Source organism: Comamonas sp. BIGb0124 (genome assembly GCF_003752175.1).
GTDB lineage: Bacteria > Pseudomonadota > Gammaproteobacteria > Burkholderiales > Burkholderiaceae_C > Comamonas_F.
The window spans coordinates 111,092-134,326 of sequence record NZ_RJVF01000009.1 but is presented as its reverse complement, the minus strand read 5'-3'; the positions used below and the strand labels follow the sequence as shown (position 1 = coordinate 134,326).

The 23,235-nt window shown below is 65.4% G+C and carries 20 protein-coding genes; 11 read left to right on the top strand and 9 right to left on the bottom strand.

The features are described from left to right. Window positions 1-71: 71 nt before the first annotated feature. Entirely contained in the window at window positions 72-2,477 is a 2,406-nt protein-coding gene (locus tag EC845_RS06855) for a TonB-dependent siderophore receptor (RefSeq protein WP_123296541.1), read from the top strand. A gap of 28 nt (window positions 2,478-2,505) precedes the next feature. Here EC845_RS06855 and EC845_RS06850 read toward each other — a convergent pair whose 3' ends face one another. The 7 genes from EC845_RS06850 to EC845_RS06820 all read right to left on the bottom strand — a co-directional run bounded on the left by EC845_RS06850 (window position 2,506) and on the right by EC845_RS06820 (window position 9,877). Continuing rightward, complete coding sequence (locus EC845_RS06850) at window positions 2,506-3,171, bottom strand: GntR family transcriptional regulator (RefSeq protein ID WP_148077264.1); 666 nt, start codon at window positions 3,169-3,171, stop codon at window positions 2,506-2,508. Window positions 3,172-3,271: 100 nt separating this feature from the next. Then, entirely contained in the window at window positions 3,272-4,120 is an 849-nt protein-coding gene (gene phnX / locus EC845_RS06845) for a phosphonoacetaldehyde hydrolase (RefSeq protein WP_123296537.1), read from the bottom strand. 23 nt (window positions 4,121-4,143) lie between these two features. Next, a complete protein-coding gene (locus EC845_RS06840; RefSeq protein WP_123296535.1) occupies window positions 4,144-5,274 on the bottom strand; it encodes a TIGR03364 family FAD-dependent oxidoreductase in 1,131 nt (376 codons plus the stop codon). Between the two features lie 13 nt (window positions 5,275-5,287). Beyond that, window positions 5,288-5,965 carry an HAD family phosphatase gene (locus EC845_RS06835; RefSeq protein ID WP_123296533.1) on the bottom strand — a complete coding sequence of 226 codons (678 nt, stop codon included), beginning with the start codon at window positions 5,963-5,965 and terminating at the stop codon, window positions 5,288-5,290. Further along, window positions 5,962-7,686 (bottom strand): putative 2-aminoethylphosphonate ABC transporter permease subunit, encoded by a 1,725-nt coding sequence (locus tag EC845_RS06830; protein ID WP_123296531.1) that lies wholly within the window; start codon window positions 7,684-7,686, stop codon window positions 5,962-5,964. Before EC845_RS06830 ends, EC845_RS06835 begins: the two co-directional genes overlap by 4 nt. Then, window positions 7,683-8,780 carry a putative 2-aminoethylphosphonate ABC transporter ATP-binding protein gene (locus tag EC845_RS06825; protein WP_233597968.1) on the bottom strand — a complete coding sequence of 366 codons (1,098 nt, stop codon included), beginning with the start codon at window positions 8,778-8,780 and terminating at the stop codon, window positions 7,683-7,685. The genes EC845_RS06830 and EC845_RS06825 overlap by 4 nt, the downstream gene beginning before the upstream one ends. A 62-nt stretch (window positions 8,781-8,842) precedes the next feature. Further along, window positions 8,843-9,877 carry a putative 2-aminoethylphosphonate ABC transporter substrate-binding protein gene (locus EC845_RS06820; RefSeq protein WP_123296527.1) on the bottom strand — a complete coding sequence of 345 codons (1,035 nt, stop codon included), beginning with the start codon at window positions 9,875-9,877 and terminating at the stop codon, window positions 8,843-8,845. Window positions 9,878-10,034: 157 nt separating this feature from the next. Here EC845_RS06820 and EC845_RS06815 point away from each other — a divergent pair, with 157 nt between their 5' ends. Continuing rightward, window positions 10,035-10,790 (top strand): phosphonate utilization associated transcriptional regulator, encoded by a 756-nt coding sequence (locus EC845_RS06815; protein ID WP_123297934.1) that lies wholly within the window; start codon window positions 10,035-10,037, stop codon window positions 10,788-10,790. A gap of 7 nt (window positions 10,791-10,797) precedes the next feature. Then, entirely contained in the window at window positions 10,798-11,664 is an 867-nt protein-coding gene (locus EC845_RS06810; protein WP_123296525.1) for a DMT family transporter, read from the top strand. Window positions 11,665-11,695: 31 nt separating this feature from the next. Here the strand turns inward: EC845_RS06810 and EC845_RS06805 are convergent, their stop codons facing one another. Further along, the gene (locus EC845_RS06805) at window positions 11,696-12,163 is read right to left on the bottom strand and encodes an HIT family protein (RefSeq protein WP_123296523.1); all 468 of its coding nucleotides are present in this window, start codon (window positions 12,161-12,163) and stop codon (window positions 11,696-11,698) included. 503 nt (window positions 12,164-12,666) lie between these two features. Beyond that, window positions 12,667-13,542, bottom strand: a complete 876-nt coding sequence (locus EC845_RS06800; protein ID WP_123296521.1) for a LysR substrate-binding domain-containing protein — start codon at window positions 13,540-13,542, stop codon at window positions 12,667-12,669. Window positions 13,543-13,663: 121 nt separating this feature from the next. On the opposite strand from EC845_RS06800, the gene phnD reads away from it, so the two are divergent. The 8 genes from phnD (at window position 13,664) to EC845_RS06760 (ending at window position 23,234) form a co-directional block, all read left to right on the top strand. Continuing rightward, a complete protein-coding gene (gene phnD, locus EC845_RS06795; RefSeq protein ID WP_123296519.1) occupies window positions 13,664-14,539 on the top strand; it encodes a phosphonate ABC transporter substrate-binding protein in 876 nt (291 codons plus the stop codon). Next, window positions 14,536-15,330, top strand: a complete 795-nt coding sequence (gene phnC / locus EC845_RS06790) for a phosphonate ABC transporter ATP-binding protein (protein ID WP_123296517.1) — start codon at window positions 14,536-14,538, stop codon at window positions 15,328-15,330. Before phnD ends, phnC begins: the two co-directional genes overlap by 4 nt. Next, window positions 15,327-16,157, top strand: coding sequence for a phosphonate ABC transporter, permease protein PhnE (phnE, locus tag EC845_RS06785; protein WP_123296515.1), 831 nt, complete (start codon window positions 15,327-15,329; stop codon window positions 16,155-16,157). The genes phnC and phnE overlap by 4 nt, the downstream gene beginning before the upstream one ends. Window positions 16,158-16,330: 173 nt before the next feature. Continuing rightward, window positions 16,331-17,428, top strand: coding sequence for an iron-containing alcohol dehydrogenase PsrA (gene psrA, locus EC845_RS06780; RefSeq protein WP_123296513.1), 1,098 nt, complete (start codon window positions 16,331-16,333; stop codon window positions 17,426-17,428). Between the two features lie 60 nt (window positions 17,429-17,488). Beyond that, window positions 17,489-18,379 carry a phosphonoacetaldehyde hydrolase gene (gene phnX, locus EC845_RS06775; RefSeq protein ID WP_123296510.1) on the top strand — a complete coding sequence of 297 codons (891 nt, stop codon included), beginning with the start codon at window positions 17,489-17,491 and terminating at the stop codon, window positions 18,377-18,379. Between the two features lie 147 nt (window positions 18,380-18,526). Further along, window positions 18,527-20,761: an alkaline phosphatase family protein gene (locus EC845_RS06770; RefSeq protein WP_123296508.1), complete on the top strand. Its 2,235-nt coding sequence runs from the start codon at window positions 18,527-18,529 to the stop codon at window positions 20,759-20,761. Window positions 20,762-20,769: 8 nt separating this feature from the next. Continuing rightward, window positions 20,770-21,054, top strand: a complete 285-nt coding sequence (locus tag EC845_RS06765) for a hypothetical protein (RefSeq protein ID WP_148077263.1) — start codon at window positions 20,770-20,772, stop codon at window positions 21,052-21,054. A gap of 35 nt (window positions 21,055-21,089) precedes the next feature. Next, entirely contained in the window at window positions 21,090-23,234 is a 2,145-nt protein-coding gene (locus EC845_RS06760; protein WP_123296504.1) for a phosphocholine-specific phospholipase C, read from the top strand. Window position 23,235 lies beyond the last annotated feature (1 nt).

Sequence of the window (23,235 nt, the reverse complement as noted above, 5' to 3'; positions counted from 1 at the left end):
ACTTTTCTTGCGTCGATACACAAGCCTCATGAAGCCATTCTTCAACACGCTTACATGAGAAAGACGCCATCATGCACCCCGTCAACAGCTTGAAGCCGATCATGGCGGCCGCGCTCGTCATGACCGCCCTGCCCATCCAGGCCCAGCAGCCCTCCGCGGACGCCTCCCTGGACACCAGGCGTTCGTACGATATTCCGTCGCTTCAACTGGGCAGCAGCCTTGCCCGCATCGCCCGCGAAAGCGGCCAGCCGATCTCGATCGATGCGGATCTGGTCCGTCACCTGCAGGCTCCGCCGGTCCAGGGGCGATATACACCCGAGCAGGCTGCCCGCGCCGCATTGGCCGGCAGCGATTTGTGGGTGGTGCGCACCCCGAGCGGCGGCTGGTCGTTGCAAAGGGCCGCCGGCGCCTCGAAGAACGGGGCGGCGACCCTGCCCGAGGTGCGCGTCACGGCACAGGCCGACACTGGCGCGACGACCGAAGGAACGGGCTCCTACGCAGCCATGGGTTCGAGTTCCACCGCCACGCCATTGGCGCTGACCTACAAGGAGACACCTCAGTCGCTCACCGTCCTGACTCGCCAGCGGCTGGACGATCAGAAACTGGACAACGTGATGGATGCGCTCGAGGCGACGACCGGCATCACCGCCTTTCGCCAGGGCATGGGAACCGACCTGAGTGGCTTGTGGTCGCGTGGCTTCAATGTCTCCAACTTCCTGGTCGACGGCAGCCCCAGTGCGTTCGGCGCATCCAACTATGTCCAGAGCACGGCGCTCTTCGATCGCGTCGAAGTGCTGCGCGGCGCCAGTGGCCTGATGAGCGGCGTGGGCAGTCCGGCCGCCAGCATCAACATGGTCCGCAAACGGCCCACCGCCGAGAACCAGAGCAGCATCACTGTCGAGGCGGGCAACTGGCAGCGCTACGGTGCGGGAGCCGACGTCTCGGGACCGCTCAATGAGGCGGGCAACGTGCGGGGACGGCTGGTCGCGGACTACAAGGATCAGAAATCATGGCTGGATCGCTACGCCAAGCAGTCCGGCCTGATCTACGGCATCGGCGAAGTCGACGTCGACCGGGATACCCGGCTCGGTGCAGGCTTCAGCCACCAGTCCGAGAACAACGATTCGCCGCTTCGAACCGGCGTTCCGCTGCGGTTTGCCGACGGAACGTCGACCCGCTTTGCCCGCTCGACCAATGTCGCGCCCGACTGGAGTTTCTTCGATACGCGGCTGACCCATTTCTTCGTCAATGCCGAACATGACTTCGGCGACGGCTGGCAAGGGCGGGCAGAGCTCGGCCACAGCCGCTACCAGTACGACAGCGCGCTGTACTTCCTGACCGGCAGCCTGGACCCATCGACGGGCCTGGGCGGTGTACTGTGGCCCGTGCGCTGGGCCAGCGTCGACAGACAGAACAGCCTGGATGCCCGGATCAAGGGGCCGTTCACCCTCGGAGGCCGTCAGCACGAGCTGGTGGCCGGCGTGACGCTGTCCCGAACCAGCCGCGATACGCCCGATTACGGCGGCTGGGTCGGACCTTGGACCGGTTACGACGGTGCGATCGGCAATCCCGCGACATGGGATGGACGAGCCGACGGGCCGGCGTTCACGAAGGCCGGGGACACGAAGTCCGTGGAGACCCAGAACAGTGCCTATCTGACGACACGCCTGCATCTGGCCGAGCCGACCCGCCTCATCCTGGGTGCCCGGATGACCGACTGGAAACGCACGGCCGACGCCACCACCGTCGCAGGCATCCGGAGCAGCACGAAGATCAAGGAAGACGGCGTCTTCGTGCCGTTCGCCGGGATCGTTCACGACATCGACAAGCAGTGGTCAGCCTACGCCAGCTATACCCGAATCTTCAACCCGCAGTCGGCATCGATCCGGGACACCGACAACAACGTCCTGGCTCCCGAGCGAGGCAACAGTCTGGAAGCCGGTGTCAAGGCGAGCCTGGCCCAGAACCGGCTAGACCTCGGCCTGGCGGTGTTTCGCACCCGCCAGGACAACCTGGCCACCTACAGCAGCACGCTGGGCGCCTATGAAGCCCTGCAGGGCATTTCGACCAAGGGCTTCGAAGCCGAGATCACCGGCCAGATCGCACCGGGCTGGAATGTGAGCGCCGGATACACGTATACCGCCAGCCAGGATGCCGATGGCCTGCGTGCGGTGACGCAGATCCCCCGCAACAGCGTGAAACTGTTCACCGCGTACAGGCTTCCGGGCGACTGGCATCGCCTGACCCTGGGCATGGGAATGAACTGGCAGAGCCGGTATGGTTATGTCGACGAGGCCCAGCAGGGGAGCTACAGCGTCTACAGCCTGCTGGCGCGCTACCAGGTGGATCGGACACTCCAGGTGTCGCTCAATGTGGCGAACGTCCTCGACAAACGCTACTACAGCGGCCTCGGCAATTACGGTGGCGTATACGGGTCGCCGCGGGGTGCGATGCTGAGCGCCAAGTACCAGTTCTGACGATATCCGTTTGCGGCAACGTCTGTCTCTAATGCTGGATCAGCTCCAGCAGATCGTCCCGCGCACGGATGCAATGCTGGCGCGCCCGTTCGCCCGCCTGCGCCACGTCCCCGCGGGCGATGGCATCGACCAGATCGAGGTGTTCCTGGGCGATCAGCGCGGCCTGGCCCGGGCCGAAGCCGAAGCGCAGGCGCAGCGCCTGCACCAGCAGGCGGCCCTGGCCCAGCACCCGCACGGCTTCGGGGTTGTCGGCCACCTCGTTGATCGCCGCATGCAGCTTGAGGTTGGAGGCGATCATGCCGTGGCTGTCGCCTCGGCTCGCGGCCTCTTCGAACGCCTGTGCGGTCGTCCGCAGCACCGAAATCACGGGGGCGGTGATCGCCGCTGCGCAGCGTTCCGTCAGCATGCCTTCGATGGCCGCACGCAGGTCGTACATGTTGCGCACAAAACGCACGTCCACGCCCCGGATCTCGGCACCGCGATGGGGGAAGACCTGCAGCACGCCCTCGGCCTCCAGCTCCTGCAGCGCGGCCCGGACCGGCATGTGGCTGACGCCGAACAGCGTGGCGATGTCGTCGATCTTGAGCCGCTGCCCTGGCGCGAACTCGCCGTTGAGGATGCGCTGGCGCAGATCGGCGGCCACGCGCATGGCCGTGGTCGCGCCGATGTTCAACGAAGTGGGAGTGGTGGTCACGGGAGGATTGTGGGGTATCGGTTCACACAGACCGCGATTGTGGCCTGTCTTGTCCCTCCGGCGTGATCCGGCAAGCGGCCGTCGTCCGGACGGCACCGGTTCAGTCCGGCCGCTCGCCGCGGGCCAGGCGGGCGGCGATGTCGTCGAGCACCGGCTGCAGATCGGCGACCGAGTCCACGACGTAGTGGGCGCCGGCCTGGTACAGCCTGTCTGCCGCCGCCGCACGCCGGCGCTGCTGTTCCTCGCGGGTCAGGGCCTGCCATTCGGCCAGCGGCAGTCCCATCGCATTGCCGCTGACGGCCAGGCCGACGGCCCAGCTGCCGGCGGCCAGTCCCTCCTGCACACCGACCTCGGTGTCGTCCACCTTGACCACGGTGCAGGGCCAGCAGATGCCCAGGTCGGCAAAACAGCGCCACATCATCAGCGGCGTGGGCCGGCCGGTGGCCTGGTCGCCGGCGCAGACCAGGTTGTCGGGTTCGTATCCGCCCTGGGCCGCGATGGCCGTCACCACGGCCATGATGGGCCGGTTGTAGCCCGTCGTCGATCCGATCTTGAGGCCGCGTGCACGGATGGCCGCGACGGCCTCGAGCGCCCCCGGGATGAAGTCGCAGAAGTCGGGCACCACGGCGGCATTCAGCGGCGTGAAGACCTCGTACAACCGATCCACATCGGCATCGGTGAGGCTGTGCCCGTATCTGCGCTCCCACTGCGCGGCGACGGCAGGCAGGCGTCCCAGGGCCTGGATGTGGTCCCATTTGGCCATGCCCATGGGGCCGCGGGCCTGTTCGATGGTGAGGTCGATACCGAACTGCTCGAACAGGCGCACGAAGGCCCCCATGGGCGCGCACGAGCCGAAATCGACGATGGTGCCGGCCCAGTCGAAGACGACGGCGCTGAGGGCATCGGGTGCCGAGGAAACGGCGGGAGGGGGGGTCAGGGAAGTGTTCATGTTCTTACGGTTGAATGGCGCGCTCACCAGCCTGCGAAGACTTCTTCGGCAATGCCGAAAGCCGTGCTCGCACCGGTGCCGCTGGTGACCAGCACCACGCGCGTGGCGTCGTCCGGTGCGTCGATCAGACAATCGGTATCGGGCGACGAGGGATAGGTGCCGACCCAGCGCGCGGTGACCGTGGCCTCGCGCAGCCTGAGGGTCTCGCGCAGATGGCGCAGGATCAGCGTGTCGACGTGCTCGCTGGCGAAGGGCTCGGGTGCGGCGCCGTAATGGTGAGAGTCGCCGACCACCAGCGAGCCGTCGGCGCTCTGCACCACGATCAGATGGATGCCGTGCGCCAGCGACTCGCCTTCTTCGCGTTGGATCTGCTCGAGCAGCGGCGCGGCCTCGGGCAGCTTGCTGTAGCCGTGGTAGCGCACCAGGCTCAGATCGGCCATCACCGAACCCGGCAGCCTGAAGCCCGGCTCGGGCATCACCCGCAACATCTGCAGTTGGCACAGGCGCAGCGCATGCGGGGCCAGCCGCTCGGCGAACAGGCCGTGCAGCTCGGTGTTGGTACAGACCACCACCCGGTCGGCCTGCAGGACGGCCCGCGACGTGCGCACATGCGGCGTGGCCACCTCGAGCACCGCCTCGCCGAAACGGAACACCACGCCGTGCGCTTCGGCCAGCCAGCGTGCCAGCAGCCCGATCGCGGTGCGGGATTCCACCCGCATCTCGTGCGGGCTGTAGAGCACGGCCTGCGCGCCGTCGAGCTGCAGCGCGGGGGCGCGGCGGGCCGCTTCGGCCGGCTCCAGCAGAGCGCAGCCCTCGCCCATCTCGGTGCGCAGAAAGGCTTCGATCACCGTGCGCGCCTGAGGCCGGAAGGCCGTGAGATACAGGCCCTGGTGAATCGCCTCGATGCCGGCCTGCGGCGCAACCTCGCCCCAGACCTCGCGGGCACGCCAGGCTCGGCGCCAGGTGTCGCCGGCGCCCTGGCCGGTCACGGTGATGAAACCGAAGTTGCGGATCGAGGCGCCGACGCAGGCCGCATCGCGCTCGACCACGCAGACCTTCAGGCCGCGCTGTGCCGCCGTGTAGGCATGGGCCAGTCCGACGATGCCGGCGCCGACCACGACCAGGTCGAAACGAGAGGAACTTTGGAGAGTCATGTTTTTTTGGAGGTCAGGAAATGCGGTGGATACGCAGAACGGGCCAGCCCGCCCGCCCGGCCTCGGCCAGCAGGAACGGATCGGGGTCTACCACACAGGGGAATCCGACGGCGCGCAGCAAGGGCAGATCGTTGCGCGAGTCGCTGTAGAACACGGCACGCGCCATTTCGGCCTCGGGATCGAGGCCGCGTTCGGCGATCCACGACCGCAAACGCACCACCTTGCCTTCGCGCATGTTCAGGGTGCCCAGGGGAGCCCCGGAGAACCGGCCGTCGGGCAGTTGCTCGAGCTCGGTCGCGATCACATGCGCAAAACCCAGAGCACGTGCGCTCGGCTCGGTCAGGAAACGGCTCGAGGCCGTGGTCAGCACCGGCAGGTCGCCCGCCTCGCGGTGCTGCTGCACCAGGGCCTGCGCGGCGGCGGGTATGCGCGGTGCCAGCACACGATCGAAGAAATCGTCGCGCTGCGGCTGCCATTGCGCAGGGGTGCGGCCCGCGAAGGTCGCGGCATAGAAACCGCAGAACGTTTCGGCCGTCACCTCGCCGGCCCGGTAGCGGCGGTCCATCTCGGCGTTGCGTGCCGACAGCGCCGCATCCAGCAGGCCGCGGTCGCGCAGGTCGTCCAGCCACAGCACTTCGCTGTCGCCGGTCAACAGCGTGTTGTCGAGGTCGAAAAGGGCGAGCCGGCTCATCGCTGCGGCGCCCTCCACGCCTGCGTGCGCCGGTCGACCAGCTTGCCCAGGCCCAGGTACAGCAGAGTCACCACGGCCGACGTCGCCGCGATCAGCACCGCCATGGCCGCCGCCGGCCCGGTGTCGCCGGCCTCGTCCAGGTTCAGGATGGCCAGCGAGGCCAGCCTTGTGTCGGGCGAGTACAGGAACACCACCGCCGAGATCGTCGTCATGGCGTTGATGAAGAAGTAACGCGACACATCCAGCAGAACCGGCAGGCAGATCGGCAGCGTCACGCGCCAGAAGGTCTTGTACTGCGGCACCTTGAGCGAAGCCGAGACGGCCTCGAACTCGCCGTCGATGGCCTTGAGTGCCGTGACCATGGTGATGTGGCCGGTGGTGTAGAAATGCACCACCGTGCAGAGCACCATCAGCGGCAGCGTCTGGTACAGCACATTCAGCGGATTGCCCGCCGCATTGAAGAAAAAGATGTAGCCCAGGCCCAGCACCAGACCGGGCACGGCCATGGGCAGCGTGGCCATCAGCCGCACGGCGGGCCGCAGCATGTCGAGGCCCCGCGTCTTCTCGAGCAGATAGGCGCCCAGGAAAACCACCAGCGTGCCGACCACGGCCGTGGCCGTGGCGAGCTTCAGGCTGTTGATCAGCGACGTGGCCACGCCCGCATCGACCAGGCCGGCCACGTAGTGGTTCAGGCTCGGGGCAAGGTTGTAGGGCCAGAAGGTCGCGAACGAAGCGAACACCGCCATGCCGAACATCGCCAGCACCAGGCCTGCGACGACCCCGCAGTACAGCGTCATCGCGAAGTCGAACCCCCGCGAGCGCCGGGGCACCAGGGCCACGGCGCGGGCCGTGAGCGTGGCGGTCTGCTTGCGCTGCACCAGCGCATCGACGCCAAAGGTCAGCACCGCAGGGGCCAGCAGCAGCAGGGCGACCACGGCACCGCGCTGAAAGTCCTGCTGTCCGATCACGAGCTTGAACACATCGGTGGCCAGCACGTTGAAGTTGCCGCCGACGACCTTGGGAATGCCGAAGTCCGTGATGACCAGCGTGAAACACACCAGCGCTGCCGAGATCAGCCCGTACTTCGCACCGGGCAGCGTGATGGTGAAGAACTGGCGCACCGTGCCGGTCCCCATGGCCGCCGCCGCTTCGTACAGCCGGGCATCGGCCAGCGAGAGCGCCGTCACCAGAATCATCAGCACATGCGGAAACGTCGCAAAACACTGCGCCAGCACGATGCCCGGAGCGCCGTAGATGCCCTCGAAACCCAGCGCCAGCCAGAAGTCGCGGGCCACGCCCTGGTTGCCGAACCAGTAGATCATGGAGATGGCCGACAGCAGCGAAGGCGCCAGCAACGGCAGCAGCATCACGGTGCGCAGCAGCGGCTTGGCCGGCATGCAGCTGCGGGTGATCGCGTAGGCAAAGGTGAAGGCCAGCGGCACCACGATGAGCGTCACCAGCAGCGACACCCAGACGCTGTTCCACAGGCTGCCCAGCAGGGCCGGCGAAGCCAGATAGGAGGTGAAGGCGGCCAGGCCGGCCGCGCCGCTGGCCGAGGGATTCAGCGACTGGGAAAGAATGGCGACGAGAGGCGCGACCAGGCCCAGGCCCAGCAGCAGCAGCACGATGCCCAGCAGGCCCAGGTGCGACACCCGGTCGCTCCACGGCAGCCTTTGCGCAAGAGCAGGACCGTTGACGACGACGGTGGCGGCGGCGTTCATTCGGTCTCCTCGCCGGCGGCGAACACACGCAGCCGGTCGGTGCGCAGCGCGAATCGCAGCGGCGCGCCCTCGCGCACGCCGAACTCGTCCATCTGGTTGAGAGAGAACTGCAGTTGCAGAGGCTGCCCGGGCAGGCCCTCGACCTCGATCTCGGCCAGGCAGTTGCCGCCCAGGAACTCGATGCGGCCGACGCGGCCCGTGCACAGGGCGGGGTCGTCCTCGCGCAGATCGCCGACCACACGGTCTTCGGGCCGCAGGTACAGCGCCACGGGCCGGCCGGGACGGAAATCGGCGCCCGCCGCGGGCGCACAGCGCAGGCGCTTGTCGCCGCAGCGAAACCAGTGATCGCCCTCCGACACGCCGCGCAGCCGATTGACCTTGCCGATGAATTGCGCGACGAACGGCGAAGCCGGCTCGCGGTAGATCTCTGCCGGGGTGCCGACCTGCTCGATCACGCCGTGGTTCATGACCACGATGCGATCGGCGACCGACAGCGCCTCTTCCTGGTCGTGCGTCACCATCACCGTGGTCACGCCCAACTCGCGCTGCAACGCCCGGATCTCGTTGCGAAGGCGCACGCGCACCAGGGCATCGAGCGCCGACAGGGGTTCGTCGAGCAGCAGCAGGCCCGGCGACGTGGCCAGCGCACGCGCCAGGGCCACCCGCTGCTGCTGTCCGCCCGACATCTGCGCCGGGTACTTGGCCCCGCTGCCCGGCAGCCCCACCAGCGCCAGCAGGCCCTGCACCCGCTCGGCGATCTGCGCCCGCGACTGGCGCCGATTGACCAGTCCGTAGGCCACGTTGTCGGCGATCGTGAGATTGGGAAACAGCGCGTACGACTGGAACACGATGCCGTAGTCGCGCTGCGCCGGCGGCAGCACCGAGATGTTGCGGCCGGCCTGCCAGATCTCGCCGACCGTCTGCGTTTCAAGCCCCGCGATGATGCGCAGCAGCGTGGTCTTGCCGCAGCCCGAAGGCCCGAGAAAACACACGAACTCGCCGCGAGCGATCGACAGGTCGATCTGCTCGAGCGCCGTGAAGGCGCCCCAGCGCTTGTGAACGCCCTTGAGCTGCAGATAGGAGTCAGGGCGCATGTCGGATTCTCCGGCCGGCAGCGGGAGGATCCCGCTGTCCGACGCATCGCGTGGGGCGTACATCACTTCTTCGCTTCGCTCTTGGCGTCGTAGCGGCGCGTCCACTCGGCCAGCACGCGGTCGCGGGAGGCGGCGGACTGATCGAAGTCCATCTTGATCAGGCGGGCTTCGTAGTCGTCGGGGATGTACTGGAGCTTGGGCGCCACGCCAGGCTGTGCCGTGACGGCGAAGTTCTTGCCGTACAGCACCATCGCATCCTTCGACGAGGCCCAGTCGGCCAGTTTCTTCGCCGCGTCGAGCTTTTTCGTGCCCTTGTAGATGGCGAAGCCTTCGAGATCCCAGCCCAGGCCTTCCTTGGGGAACACGAGCTCGATCGGCGCGCCCTTGGCCTTGTTGGTGTGCCCGCGGTACTCGAAGGAGATGCCGGCCACGTACTCGCCCGATGCCGCCATGTTGCAGGGCTTGGAGCCCGAGTGCGTGTACTGGGCGATGTTCTGGTGCAGCGCATCCATGTACTTCCAGCCGCCGCCCTTGCCGTCTTCGTCGCCCCACAGCTGCAGCCAGGCCGCCACATCGAAGTAACCGGTGCCCGACGAAGCGGGATTGGGCATGACCACCTGGCCCTTGAATTCCGGCTTGAGCAGATCCTGCCAGGTGGTCGGCAGCGGGATGTTCTTCTTCTGCGCTTCGACCGTGTTGAAACACACCACGGCACCGAAGACATCCATGCCCCACCAGGCCGGCGGCGTCTTCTTGTCACGGTATTGGGCCTGGATCGCCCCGAGGTTGGCGGGCGCATAGGCTTCGAGCATGCCGTTCTTGTCGAACAGCGCCAGGCTGGATGCCGCGACGCCCCAGATCACATCGGCCTGCGGATTGCCTTTTTCTGCCAGCAGCTTGGCCGTCACCACGCCCGTCGAATCTCGCACCCACTTGATCGCGATATCGGGATGAACCTTGTTGAAGGCCTCCTGATAGGCCTTGAGCTGATCCGTCTCGAGGGCCGTGTAGACCGTGAGATCGGTTTGCTGCGCATGAGCGCCGGTTGCAAGGGCCAGGCCGATAGCCCAGGCGACAAGATGTTTTGCAGGTTGCATGAAAAGGCTCCAGGTCAAGAAAGAACGCCGAATGTGCCGATACGACAAGTCATCTTCATGACATATCCCTCATGCAAAATGCGAGCCAATTCTGTTTATTGTCGATTGCAGATCGTAGATCGTAGACAATCTTCACTCTGAGATGTACGATTTGGACATGTCGACTGCTTTCCCTCCCCACCTCACCATCGCACAACTCCAGGGCAATTCTCTGCCCAAGCTGGTGCAGAACGAAATCGAACGCATGATTCTGGACGGCCAGCTGCTGCCCGGGGCCAAGCTCACCGAATCCACGCTCGCCGACCAGCTCGGCGTCTCGCGCGGACCGGTGCGCGAAGCCTTCCGGCTGCTCGAGGAAGCCGGCCTGGTCCGTACCGAAAAGAACCGTGGTGTGTTCGTGCGGGACGTGCCGATCGAAGAAGCGCTCGAGATCTTCGAAGTCCGCGCGGTGATGGACCTGTACGTGGGCCGCAAAGTGGCGCAAACCGCCAACACCACGCAGGTGCGCGAGCTGCGCCAGCTCGTCGAGGCCATGGACCAGGCCGTCAAGGGCGGCAATGCGCAGGATTACCACAGCTTCAACCTCCGGTTCCACGACCGGTTGCTCGAACTGGCCGGCAACGCCAAGCTGCTGAGCACCTATCGCAAGCTGGTCAACGAGCTCTCGCTGTTCCGGCGGCAGAACCTCACCGAGGAGTCGATGGCCGTCTACTCGCGTGAGCACCGCGCCATCGTCAAGGCCATTGCCGCAGGCGACGCCGAGGCCGCAGGACAGGCCATGCACGACCACGTCATGAACAGCCGCGAGCGCACCCGGCTCAATTACGAAGCCCGGCGCGCACCGCATTCGGCCCCGGCCCCGGTCGCCACGCCGGCACCGTCGCGCACGCTGCGCCGAACGGTCACCGCCTGAGCTCGGCATGGGACTGAGCGGAACCGTCGTGCTGGCCGTGCTCTTCGGCGCCTTGCTGCACGCCAGCTGGAACGCGCTGATCAAGTCGTCGACCGACAAGGAACTCGATACCGCGCTGATCCACAGCATCGGGGTCGTCTTCGCGGTGCCGATGCTGATCGTCACGGGGCTGCCCGCTTCCGCGGCCTGGCCCTACATCCTGGCCTCCACGCTGGTCCACGTGGGTTACTACATCGCGCTGGCAGGCGCCTACCGGCACGGCGACCTCGGCCTCACCTATCCCGTGATGCGCGGCTGCGCCCCTTTGCTGGTGGCGCTCGGCAGCCATGGCCTGCTCGGCGAAAGCATCTCGTGGCAAGCCTGGTGCGGTGTCGCCGTCATCTGCATCGGCGTGCTGCTGCTGGGCCTCTCCCGTACCGCATCGGCACCCGCGGCCAAACGCAGCAAGGCGCTTCGTTTTGCCCTCGGCAATGCCGCCATCATCGCGGCCTACACCGTGATCGACGGCCTGGGTGTACGGGCCTCGGGCGACGCCACGGCCTACGTGGCGGCCCTGTTCCTGCTCGACGGCATTCCCTACATGCTGCTGGTGCTGTGGCAGCGCGGCCCCGCCGGGCGCCAGGGCGCCTGGACGTACATGGCCCGCCGCTGGCACATGGCCAGCCTGGGCACCCTGGCCTCGCTGGGCAGCTATGGCATCGCCCTTTGGGCCATGACCCGCGCGCCCGTGGCCGTGGTCGCGGCGCTGCGCGAAACGTCGGTGCTGTTCGCCGCCCTGCTCGGCACCCTGTGGCTGCGCGAACCCTTCGGCCCGGCCAAGGCCTTCGGCGTCGGTCTGATCGTGGCCGGCATCATGGCGCTGCGTTTCGGCTGACCGGCCGACCCGAGCCGGCCACGCAGTCCCGCTAGCCCTGTCGCCAGCGGGTTCTGATTCGTTCGGCCATGACCTGCAGCTCCATGTCGCTGGCCCGCGCGCCGTCATGCGACGAGATATACCCTTCATAACAATTGAAGAACTTGTCGATCTTCGATCGGACAGGTTTCCAGTGCCTGGGGGCGCCGTACATGGGGAACAGCTTGACATGGGCATGGTCGATTCCATACCCCTCCGCAATCAGCCCCGTCCGCCCGACGCCTTCCAAGGAGGCCTCCAGCAGCAACGCCACTTTCTTGGCCGCCCCCATCAAGTCCAGAAAAACCTCGCCATCCAGCCCGCACACGTGGCTGGAATGATGGGCCTTGGTGATGACGACCGAAAATCCCGGCGTATTCGGATAGATCGACAGAAATGCCAGGTGCCGGTCGTCCTCCCATATCCTGTGGCAAGGCGCCAAACCGGCAGCGATACGACAGAAGACACACTCATCAGCCATCACACGGATCTTTCTTGGGGAATTTTGGGGGAAACGGAATCGAACGCAGAAAAGGCCCCGACAGACCTTGAACGGCATCGGGGTCCGTCGATGCCGTGTGGCACCGGCCAAACCGTTCGCCCATGCGTCATGCGGGTGACCCTCACATGCACCGCCATCGCGAACCAGATCGATGCCAATAAATAAATCTTTGCATACTATTCACAGGCAACTCAAGTGCGAAGAATAGTCAAATAATATCAAGGCCTATTGCACAGCAACATATCGAAAAGGCCGTCATTCCTGCAACCCTGACAAACAGGTGGCATTCGTTCTCTGCTCGATCCGAGCGGACAGGCTGAATCTTAAGGCCCATCCACACCTTCCGTCCGTTGAAAACGAGGTAAATATTTCTTGATCGGCAGCGCCATGGTCTGCCGAGACCATGCCTTTTCAGGCCAACCCGAAAGCGCCATCGCAACCCCGTCACCCCGAGACGATGCCGCACGCGGGCACGCCCAACCTTATCGCAACGGGTGATTTCTATTTTCGATTGCGGTGAGAAAGGACTGGATGAGCAGGCTGTCCCGGCGCTCCCTGGAATAATAAATATAGGTCTTCGTGGCTGCGGGCTCGCCCGTAATCCGGATGGACTTGAATCTCGGATCCGGTATGAATTCGGCTTCGGAAACAGCGCCGATACCCAGACCTCGGGCCACGGCTTCACGCAACATTTCCCGGCTGCCGACCTCCAGCGCACATTTTGTCTGAACCTTCGCTTCGGCCAGGGCCGCATCCAGCGTGGCCTGTGTGGTGGAGCCCTCTTCCCGGCGCAGCAACTCCATTCCGGCCAGGCTGGCAAGCGGGACTTGATCGTACCGGGAAAGTGGATGCTCCCGATGCGCAAACAGGATAATGGGGTGATGGGCGTAAAGAACGGCCTCCAGATGGTCGCTGTTGTGCAGCCCGGCCAGCACCCCGATGTCGGTGGTATACCGCTCGATATCCGACAACACCTGCTGCGAGTTTCCCATGCGAATGGACAACTTCATGCTCGGGTATTGCTTTCGGTAGGCGGAAACCATCTCGATGACATGAAAAGGGCCGACCGCGCTCAAGCGCAACGCACCTTGATTGAGTTTCCCCGAATCTCTCAGAAAAAACTCCGCCTCCGCCTCCATCGTCAACATGCGCTGCACCATGGCGAAGAGCTGTTCCCCCGCCTTGGTCAGGCTCATCCGATAGCCCCGGCGATAAAACAATTCCACCTTGCTGGTCGCTTCCAGGGCATTGATCTGCGCGGAAATCGTCGGCTGGCTGACATTCAAGGATCTGGCCGCGGCACTCATGGAACCCTGATGGGCAACGGCGACGAAGGCGCGATACCGGGCGAGAGACATCTAAAGGTTCTTCCTATGGATTGGTACGCATAGGAATTTAAAACTTTCATATGAAAGAAATATGTCGTCCCTACTATTGCGGCTGACCGATCCCCCAACACAACCGCTACCAGGAGAACCCATGAAGATGACTCGCCTCGCTTGGATCAAGGTGACCTGCGCAACAGCGCTTTCGATCACTGCTTTTTCCTCCGCCATCGCCCAGCCCGCCGAACTGCGCGTCGGCCTGATCCCTTCGGAAGACGCCCAGGCCATGATTCGGGCCAGCCAGCAGATCATGGATCAGTTGGCCGAGAAGTCGGGCATGAAGGTGCGGCCCTTCGTCGCCAACGACTACAACGGCGTCATCGAAGCGCTGCGCTCCGGCAAACTCGACATCGCGTATCTGGGCCCGTTCTCGTATGTCCTGGCCAGCGAGGTGGCAAACGCAGAAGCCTTCGCCGTCGCCGTGACGAAGAAGACCGGCACCAGCTCGTATCAGAGCCTGCTGATCACGCGCAAGGACTCCGGGCTCGACAGCGTGGCCAAGCTCAAGGGCAAGACCTTCTCGTTCGTCGATCCCAGCTCTGCATCGGGCCACCTGTTTCCGAAGGCCGGTCTGCTGGCCGAGGGCTACGATCCCGACCTGTACTTCTCGCGTGTCATTTTCTCGGGCTCGCACGACGCCAACATCATGGCCGTGGCCAATGGCAAGGTCGACGGTGCGGCGGTGGCCGATCGGATCCTCGCCTCGGCCATTGCCAAGGGCGTGGTGAAGGCCGACGACTTTCAGGTGGTCTGGCGTTCGCAGCCCATTCCCGAGTCGCCCATGGTCTGGCGCAAGAGCCTCGATGCGGCGACCAAACAGAAGGTGGCGGCCGCATTGGCAGACATCAAGGATCTGCCCTGGGGCGACCAAGGCGTGCTCAACGGCTTTGCCCCGACCAACGATCAGGCTTACGACGTCGTGCGGCAGACCGCAAGATCGTTGAAACTCGACCTCGGACGGATGAAATGATCCACACGCGCCAACTGCGCAAAAGCTTCGGCAGCAATCAGGTCCTGCACGGAATCGATCTCGATGTGCAGCCTGGCGAGTTCGTCGTGATGCTCGGCCTGTCGGGTGCCGGCAAGTCGACGCTGCTGCGCTGCATGAACGGACTGGCCCGGCCGGACAGCGGCACGCTGCAGGTGGGGGGCATCGACCTCATGGCACGGCACTCGCGTCGAGACCTGGCACGCCAGGCGGCCATGGTGTTTCAGCATCACAACCTGGTTCCCCGCCTGTCCGTGCTGAAAAACGTGCTGACCGGACGGCTGGGCGCCCTGCCGACCCTCCCGTCTGTGTTCCAACTGTTCCGCCAGGCCGATCTCGATCTGGCTCGCGAGTGCCTGGATCGGGTGGGCCTGTCCCACAAGGTCGATGAGCGAACCGAGGCGCTCTCGGGCGGGCAGATGCAGCGTGTGGGCATCGCAAGAGCCCTGGCGCAACAGCCGAAAGTCATCCTGGCCGATGAACCTGTGGCCAGCCTGGACCCCAAGACCGCACGCACGGTGCTGCAATACCTGCGCGATGCCACGCGCGAGCTCGGCATTGCCGTGGTCTGCAACTTGCACCAGGTCGACTATGCCCGGGAGTTCGGCGATCGCATCGTCGGTCTGGCACACGGCCGCATGGTCTACGACGGCACGGTCGAGGGCCTGACGGAGCCGGCCTTGCAAGCCATTTATCACCCCCTGGTTCACCCCGAACCGTCCGCAAAGGCCGATGGCCGGCTGCAGACCTCGATCATCGGAGGCCTCTCGTGAACACCGCTACACCGACGAACGCCTACCGATGGACCGCTGCCCGCCCCGAAGGGCCGACGGGATGGCTGGCCTATGCCGCGCTGGCTCTCGCATTGGGGTGGCTGCTGCAATGGAGCGCGGAAGGCTCGCAGATGAGCTGGGGCGAACTGGCCAACGGCCTGCCTCAGATCGGCGACTTTCTCTCGCGCTCCTTTCCCCCGGACTGGACCATCCTGAGCCGTCTCTGGAAACCCGCGATCGAGACGATCCAGATTGCGGTCTGGGGCACGTTGCTCAGCATCGTTCTGGCACTGCCGCTCTCGTTCATTGCAGCCGGCAACCTCCATGGATGGAACGGGCTGCGCATCGCGACCCGGCAATTCCTGAACGTGATACGCAGCATCAACGAACTGATCCTTGCGCTGGTTTTTGTCTCTGCCGTGGGATTGGGGCCTTTCCCAGGCGTCCTCGCCTTGGCACTGCACGGCATGGGCATGCTGGGCAAGTTCTTCGCCGAAAGCATCGAGGAGATCGACGCCGGGCCGCTCGAAGCCCTGCGCAGCGCAGGCGCCAGTCAGCTCCAGATCATCGTGTTCGGCGTCGTTCCGCAAGCCATCACGGCCTGGATCGCGGTCATTCTGTACCGCTTCGAAGTCAACCTTCGCTCGGCCACGGTCCTCGGCATGGTGGGCGCCGGCGGTCTGGGGTTCGAACTGGTGAGCAGCCTGAAACTCTTCCGTTATCAGGAAACCGCGACTTGCATCATTCTGATCACGGCGATGGTCATCCTGGCCGACATGCTCTCCAACCTTCTGCGACAGCGCATCCAGCGCGGTAGCCGGCACTGACTCTGCCGGTCGGCGGGGCCCCCTGACCTCGCCGCCACCTGCCACTCGGCACCTCCCCGAACCGCAACCCGAGCCGGCCTCCAGGCCAGGCCCTTTCCTGACGACACCGGACTCGGGCAGCGGAGCCGTGGGCGCCCCCCGACCCTCTTTCACTTTCGACGACAAGGCATCCCATGGAGTGGATCTTTCACAACCCCGTCAAGATTTTTGCCAAGCCTGGCGGAATCCAGCAACTGCCCGCAATCCTCGCCGGGCGCACCTGCATCCTCGTGACATTCGCCGAGGCGCAGGAGATCGGGCTGCTCGACCGGGTGCGTGCGATGCTGGGCGCGCAACTCGTGCGCGTGATCCAGGACGTCCAGCCCAACCCCGATGTGGACTGGTTGGGTCCGCTCTACGACAGCGTCCAGCGCGAGCAGGCCGACGTACCCTGCATCGTCGCGCTGGGCGGCGGCAGCGTCATCGACACGGCCAAGGCCTTGATGTGCAGGACACCGACCGGTCGATTCGACGAACTGCTGGCCTCGCTCCAGGCCGGAGAAATCCTGCCCGCCGGCGCGCACAGAGCCCTGATCGCCGTGCCGACGACGGCCGGCACCGGCAGCGAAGTGACGCCCTGGGCCACGATCTGGGATCGGCGGGCCGGCCGCAAGCACTCCCTTCACCAACCCTGGACCTGGCCGGAAGCAGCGGTGCTCGACGCCGAGCTGATGCTCAGCCTGCCCGGCGGAACCACGCTGGCCAGCGGACTCGATGCACTGTCGCACGCGCTGGAGTCGATCTGGAACGTGAACCGCAATCCGGTCTCGACCGGTCTGGCCGTGACCGCTGCCCGCCGCATCATGAACGTGTTGCCTGCACTCATGCGCGACACCGCCAACCTCGCCCTGCGCGCCGAAATGGCCGAAGCGGCAGTGCTGGCCGGACTGGCGTTTTCCAACACCAAGACCGCGCTTGCACATTCTCTGTCTTACGAGATCACCCTGCAGCACGGCGTGGTGCACGGCATCGCCTGCTCGTTCAGCCTGCCCCGCGTGCTGGAGCTGGCCTTGGGCGCCGACGCCGCCGCCGACGAGGCTCTGCTGTCGATTTTCGAGACCGCTTCGCGTGACGTCGCCGTCGCCCGTCTGCAGACCTTCCTCCATGAACTGGGGGTGGAGACGGACCCTGCCCATTACGGCGTGGGAGCCGATCAGTGGGACCAGATGATGCGCCACGCTGCACAGGGACCGCGCGGCCGCAACTTCATACGCGCAGGGGTTCACGCATGAGCAGCGCCTGCCTCCTGCCCCTGCACTGCCTTCCCCCCTCTCTTCAACCGACCCGCGATCATGTCCCAGACTCACACTCAGTCCTCTCCCGCAGTCTCTCTGTCCGGCTCCGCCGTTTCGTGCGGCGATCTGTCGCCGCTGCAAGCCGTCATCTTTGACTGGGCGGGCACGCTGGTCGACTTCGGTTCGCTGGCGCCCACTCAGATCTTCGTCGAGGCTTTCCAAGCGTTCGGCATCGAGGTCACGCTCGCGCAGGCCCGGGGTCCGATGGGTCTTTCCAAATGGCAGCACATCCACCAGTTGCTCGAGGAGCCGGTCATCCGTGCCCAGTGGCAGGACCGTTTCAATCGGGAACCCACCTCTGCAGACATCGATGCCGTCTACGAACGCTTCATGCCGATGCAGATCGCCAAGGTGGGTGAATACTCCGAACCCATCGTCGGCGCCGCCGAGACCTTGCAGTGGCTTCGGTCGCAAGGGATCAAGATCGGATCGTGCTCCGGCTATCCGCGCGTGGTGCTGGATCGGCTCCTGCCCCAGGCCGCCGAGGCCGGCATTGCGCCCGACCATGTCGTGGCCGGCGACGAGCTCGAAGCCGGGGGCCGACCTGGCCCCTACATGGCGCTGGCCAATGTTCTGGCCCTCGCGATCGGCGACGTCAGGTCCTGCGTCAAGGTGGACGATACGGTTCCCGGCATCGAGGAAGGCCGCAGGGCAGGCATGTGGAGCATCGGCTTGAGCCTGTCCGGCAACGAGGTGGGCTACTCGCTGCAGGAGCTCGCCGATGCCCCCGTGGACGAAGTGGACCGCCGCATGGCCCAGGCCGAACACAAGCTCAAGGCCGCCGGCGCGCACGCCGTCATCCGCAGCGTGGCCGAGCTGCCGGGTGTGCTGCGCGAGCTGGCCCGCCACATGCGCAACGGGGCCACCCCCGATACGCCCGCCCGATAAACGCCCTCGGGCAAGCCGGCAGACGACGGCCTTGGCCCTGAACACCGTTTTCTTTCGATCCCGCCCTCGCAAGCATGAACCCCGCTTGACGAGCCTCCCAAGAAACGACCACGTCCCGGACGTGAGGTCGAAGCACGATGAGTTGTTATGTCCAGAGTATCTGTCGATTCCTCCCTGAACGCCCCAGCGTCGTTCATCGTTTTCAACGGCCAAGAACCGGTTGGCCCGGTGCGGTTTCCGCGATCGCTCCGGCGGCGAAGCTGGGGCTCCACCGGTGCCGCCTTGGCGCTGGTGCTCGCCGCTTGCGGCGGCGGTAGCGGAGGTGCAGGCGACGAAGCAGAGCCGCCGGTCCAGCCCCCGACGACGGAAGTTCCGGCCGGACCGACCGTCAATCGAACCCTGCTGATCGACCTCGACGCTGCGACTTACGACGCCGTACAGCGCGGCATCGCGCAAGGGCAACTGCCCAACCTGGCCCGACTTCATCTGCAGATGGCCTACAGCGGCGGCGTCGCCGGATCGCCCAGCCAGCAGCCCACACTCGATGCGCCGGGCTGGGCGACACTGCTGACGGGGCAGTGGGCTCATCGGCACCGCGTGCTGTCGGCCGCCCCGCAGCAGGTCATTTCAGGGCAGACCGTGTTCGCCCGCATCGACGACCGCATCGGCAGCACCGGTGCCGTCGTCGCCTCGACGGGCCTGGCGAAGATGCTGTCCCCTCTGCATGAAACCGGGGCGCTGGATACCCTGTATGACTGCGGCAGCAGCGCGACCGCAACCGCGTGTGTGACCGGTCAAGCCGAGCAGATGATCGGCGCAGGGACGTACGCCAGCGTCCTGGCGCAATATCACGCGGCCAGCGATGCAGCGTTGAACCATGGCATCGCATCGCCGGAATATGCAGCCACGCTGGTATCGCTCGATCGTGCCGTGGGTCAACTGCTGGAGGCGGCGGCGCGGCGCGATTCGGATCGCTGGCTCGTGGTGGTCACCGGCAACCATGGACTCAGCGACAACAGCCAGGACGACGGACTGCCCCTGATTCCCGAGTCGACCACATTCGTCGCGCTCAACGAAGCACCGAACACCGGCACGCTGGGGGTCGGGGCAGAACGGCCCGACGAGCTGGCCACGCTGTACACGCACACCGGCATTGCCGATATCGCGCCCACGCTGCTGGCCCATCTGAACAGCCTGCCGCCTGCGGAAAATCATGCGCTCGACGGTGCCGCTCTCATCGGCGCACCGGCCGTGACCCAGCTGACCGCGTCGGTGGCCGACAACCAGTCGTCCGAAGCGCGGGTCGAGCTGAGCTGGGCGGCTCCCCAAGGGGCCTCGGTCTCCATCCTGCGGGATGGCACGCCGATTGCCAGCGACCTGCCCGCCGAAAGCACCGCGTATACCGACGAAAGCGTCGCGGCCACGCTGCCGGGCAAGGGCACATACGCGTTCAACTACACGATCACGGCCAAGACCGCGGCAGGCGCCGCATCGCGTTCGACCCTCAGTCCGCCGCTGACCTATCTGCCACCCGTTCCGCTGGCCCCCACGCTCGCCAACGGCCTGGTCACCTACTACCCGTTCGGCGCCAGCTTGCCGCCTGTCGACGCCAAGGGCAACAGCGAGATGGCACCGTTCTCCGCGCAGTTGCCGGCCCAGGCCGGACTGGTCGTTCCAGGGCCTTTCACCGGCACGCACGGCCTGCTCATCGACACCGACTACGTGACCCCCGAAGGATTGGAAGCCTACAAACTGACGCCCAAAACGGGCTTCGACATCTCGAAGGGCAATACGCCGCAGTTCACCATCGGATTCTGGTTCAAGGCCCCGACCTGCGTGAGCAAGAGCAATGTGACGATCCTTGCCAACAAGAACTACGTCAGCGGCGGCAACGCCGGTGTGGCCATCGGCATGTTCTCGAGTTCCGGCAACCAGTGCGGCATCGCGTTCAACATCGGATCGGGCGGCGGTGTGCGAGCCGACGGACCGACCGGCCCCTATACGCAGATCACCGTCGACCGCTGGGTCTACCTGGCGTTCTCGGTGGATGGCGTCGGCCGGACGATGAATGCCTATGTCCACGATCCGGTGACCCGCACCTCCTCCAAGGTCGTGAGCAACAAGTCGACTGGCAGCGTGGACTTGTCGAAACTGTCCGCCTTCCCGCAGTGGGGCATCGGGGACGACGGCTCGGGGGCCTACCTGATGAACAAGTGCAATGGCTCCGTGACACCGCCCTACTTCGCCGGCAAGTGCGCAACTGCCCCGACTTACCAACAGATCTTCGGCGACCTGGCGATGTGGAACCGCGTGCTGACCGACGACGAGCTGCAATCCATCTTCCTGTCGAACAAGCCGCTGTCGACCTTGCCCCTCCAGTGAGACCCAACATGACAGAGACCCCCTCGCGAAACCGCGTCGCCCTTCACACGGCCATGACCCTGGGCCGCACGCTTGCAGTCGCCATCCTGGCGGGTGTGCTCGTCACGGCCTGCGGTGGCGGAGACGAGCCGGCCAGTCCGGTCGCTTCCCCTCGGCCCACGACCGCCGCAGACGGCGCGTCCGACGTTCAGGCGCCCATCGCCGTGCAGCCGGCCAAGGGTTGCGATACCGCGCCCACCGGCGAGACGGTGCAGCCGCCGCTCCTCAATACGCAACTGGACTGCGCACCTTGAAGCGCCGGCAGCCCACGCCTTGAAAAGACACAGCCATGACACAAGTCAACCGTCGAAACTTCCTTCGGGCAGCCGCCGCGAGCGCCGCGCTCAGCCCCTTCCCGCCCGCCATCCAACGAGCGCTGGCCATTCCAGCCCACAACGCGACCGGCACCATCCATGACGTCGAGCACGTCATCATCCTGATGCAGGAAAACCGGTCGTTCGACCATTACTACGCCACCCTGCCCGGCGTGCGTGGTTTCAGCGACCGCTTCACCATCCCGATGGCATCGGGCAACCCCGTCTGGGTTCAGCAGGGCAGTTCCGGCCCGGTACAGCCCTATTACCTGGATGCCACCAAGGGCAACGGCCTGAGGGTCGGCGGCGCCCACGACTGGCGGGATCAGCAGGCCGCCTGGGATGGCGGACGGATGTCCGCCTGGCCGCGGGCCAAAAACACCAACGTCGCCATGGGCTATCTCCAGCAGTCCGATCTGGCCTTCCATTGGGCACTGGCCAATGCCTTCACCGTATGCGATGCATACCACACGTCGATCAATACAGGCACCTTCACCAACCGCATGTTCCTGTGGAGCGGATCCAACGGGGCCAACGTCGGCGACTACGCCTGTGTCACCAACGCCAACTGGGGCGGCCTGGGGCCTTCTGCGGAGGGTCTGACCTGGAAGACCTATCCCGAACGCCTGCAGCAGGCCGGTGTGAGCTGGAAGGTCTACAACAAGCCCGGCAACAACAGCAACAACAACCAGCTCGTTGCATTTGCGGCCTACCGCGAAACCAACGAACGCCTGCAGTCGATGGGTTCTCCCAACACGGCCTACTCGGCGACCCTGGAGTCGTACTCCCCGCTGTACAAGGGCTATGGCAACACCATGCCCGACGGCGGATTCCTCCAGGCCATTGCGGACGACATCGCACTGGGCACACTGCCGCAGGTCAGCTGGATCGTCGCGCCCGGGGCCTACAGCGAGCACCCCAGCATGTCGGTGCCGAGTCAGGGCGCCTGGTATCTGCAGACCCTGCTCGATATCCTGACAGCCAAGCCCGAGATCTGGAGCAAGACCGTGCTCATCGTCAACTACGACGAGAACGACTGCTTCTTCGACCACATGCCGCCGCCCGCACCGCCCTGGCGCAACGACGACGGGACGTACGAGGGCAAGTCGACCGTGGACATCGAGAGGGAGTTCTACACGATGCAGGCCCCTCCCGGATCGTCCAACAAGATCGCACCGGATGGCCGTCCGTTCGGTGCCGGTCCCAGACTGCCGACCCTGGTGATTTCGCCTTGGAGCGTGGGCGGATGGGTGAACTCCCAAGCGTTCGATCACACCTCGACGCTGCGTTTTCTGGAACAGCGCTTCGGCGTGCTGGAGCCCAACATCAGCCCCTGGCGGAGGACGGTGTTCGGCGACATGCTGTCGTGCTTCGACTTTCGCAATCCCAACGCCAACAAGCCCGCGCTGGTCACCGCGCCCACCAAGGAACAGGCCGATGCCTTGCATGCGCAGCAGGTCGCATCGGGCAGCGTACCCGTCCCGGCTTTCGGCTCGCAACCCTTGCCGACGCAAGAATTGCTCGTTCGCCGCTCCCGCGCGTTGCCCTACCAGTTGCACACCAGTGCCAATGTCGATCTCGCAACCCAAGAGGTCTGGCTGACGTTCAGCAACACCGGCTCGCAGGGTGCCGTGTTCCATGTCTACGACGAGCTGAATCTGTCACGCTATCCCAAGCGCTACACCGTCGAAGCAGAGAAGATGGTGTCGGACCGCTGGAAAGTCGAATCGACGGCCTCCGGCAACTACAGCCTCTGGGTTCTGGGCCCCAATGGCTACCATCGACACTTCAAGGGCAACCTGAACGGGCTCGGACAAGGTGCCAATCCTGAAATCCGCGTGTGCTACGACACGGCCGGCAACGCCGTCTACTTGACGCTCATGAACATGGGCGACGATGTGGCCGAATTGACGGTGACCGCCAATGCCTACCGCCAGGACGGTCCCTGGACTTACCGCGTCGATCCCGGCATGCAAGTGGAGCCACGCTGGTCGCTGGCCGCTTCGCACAGCTGGTATGACTTCACGGTCACGATGGACAACGGTTTCGAACGCCGGTTTGCCGGCCGCCTCGAAACCGGAACGGACGGTTGGAGCGATCCGGAGATGGGCGCAAGCTGAA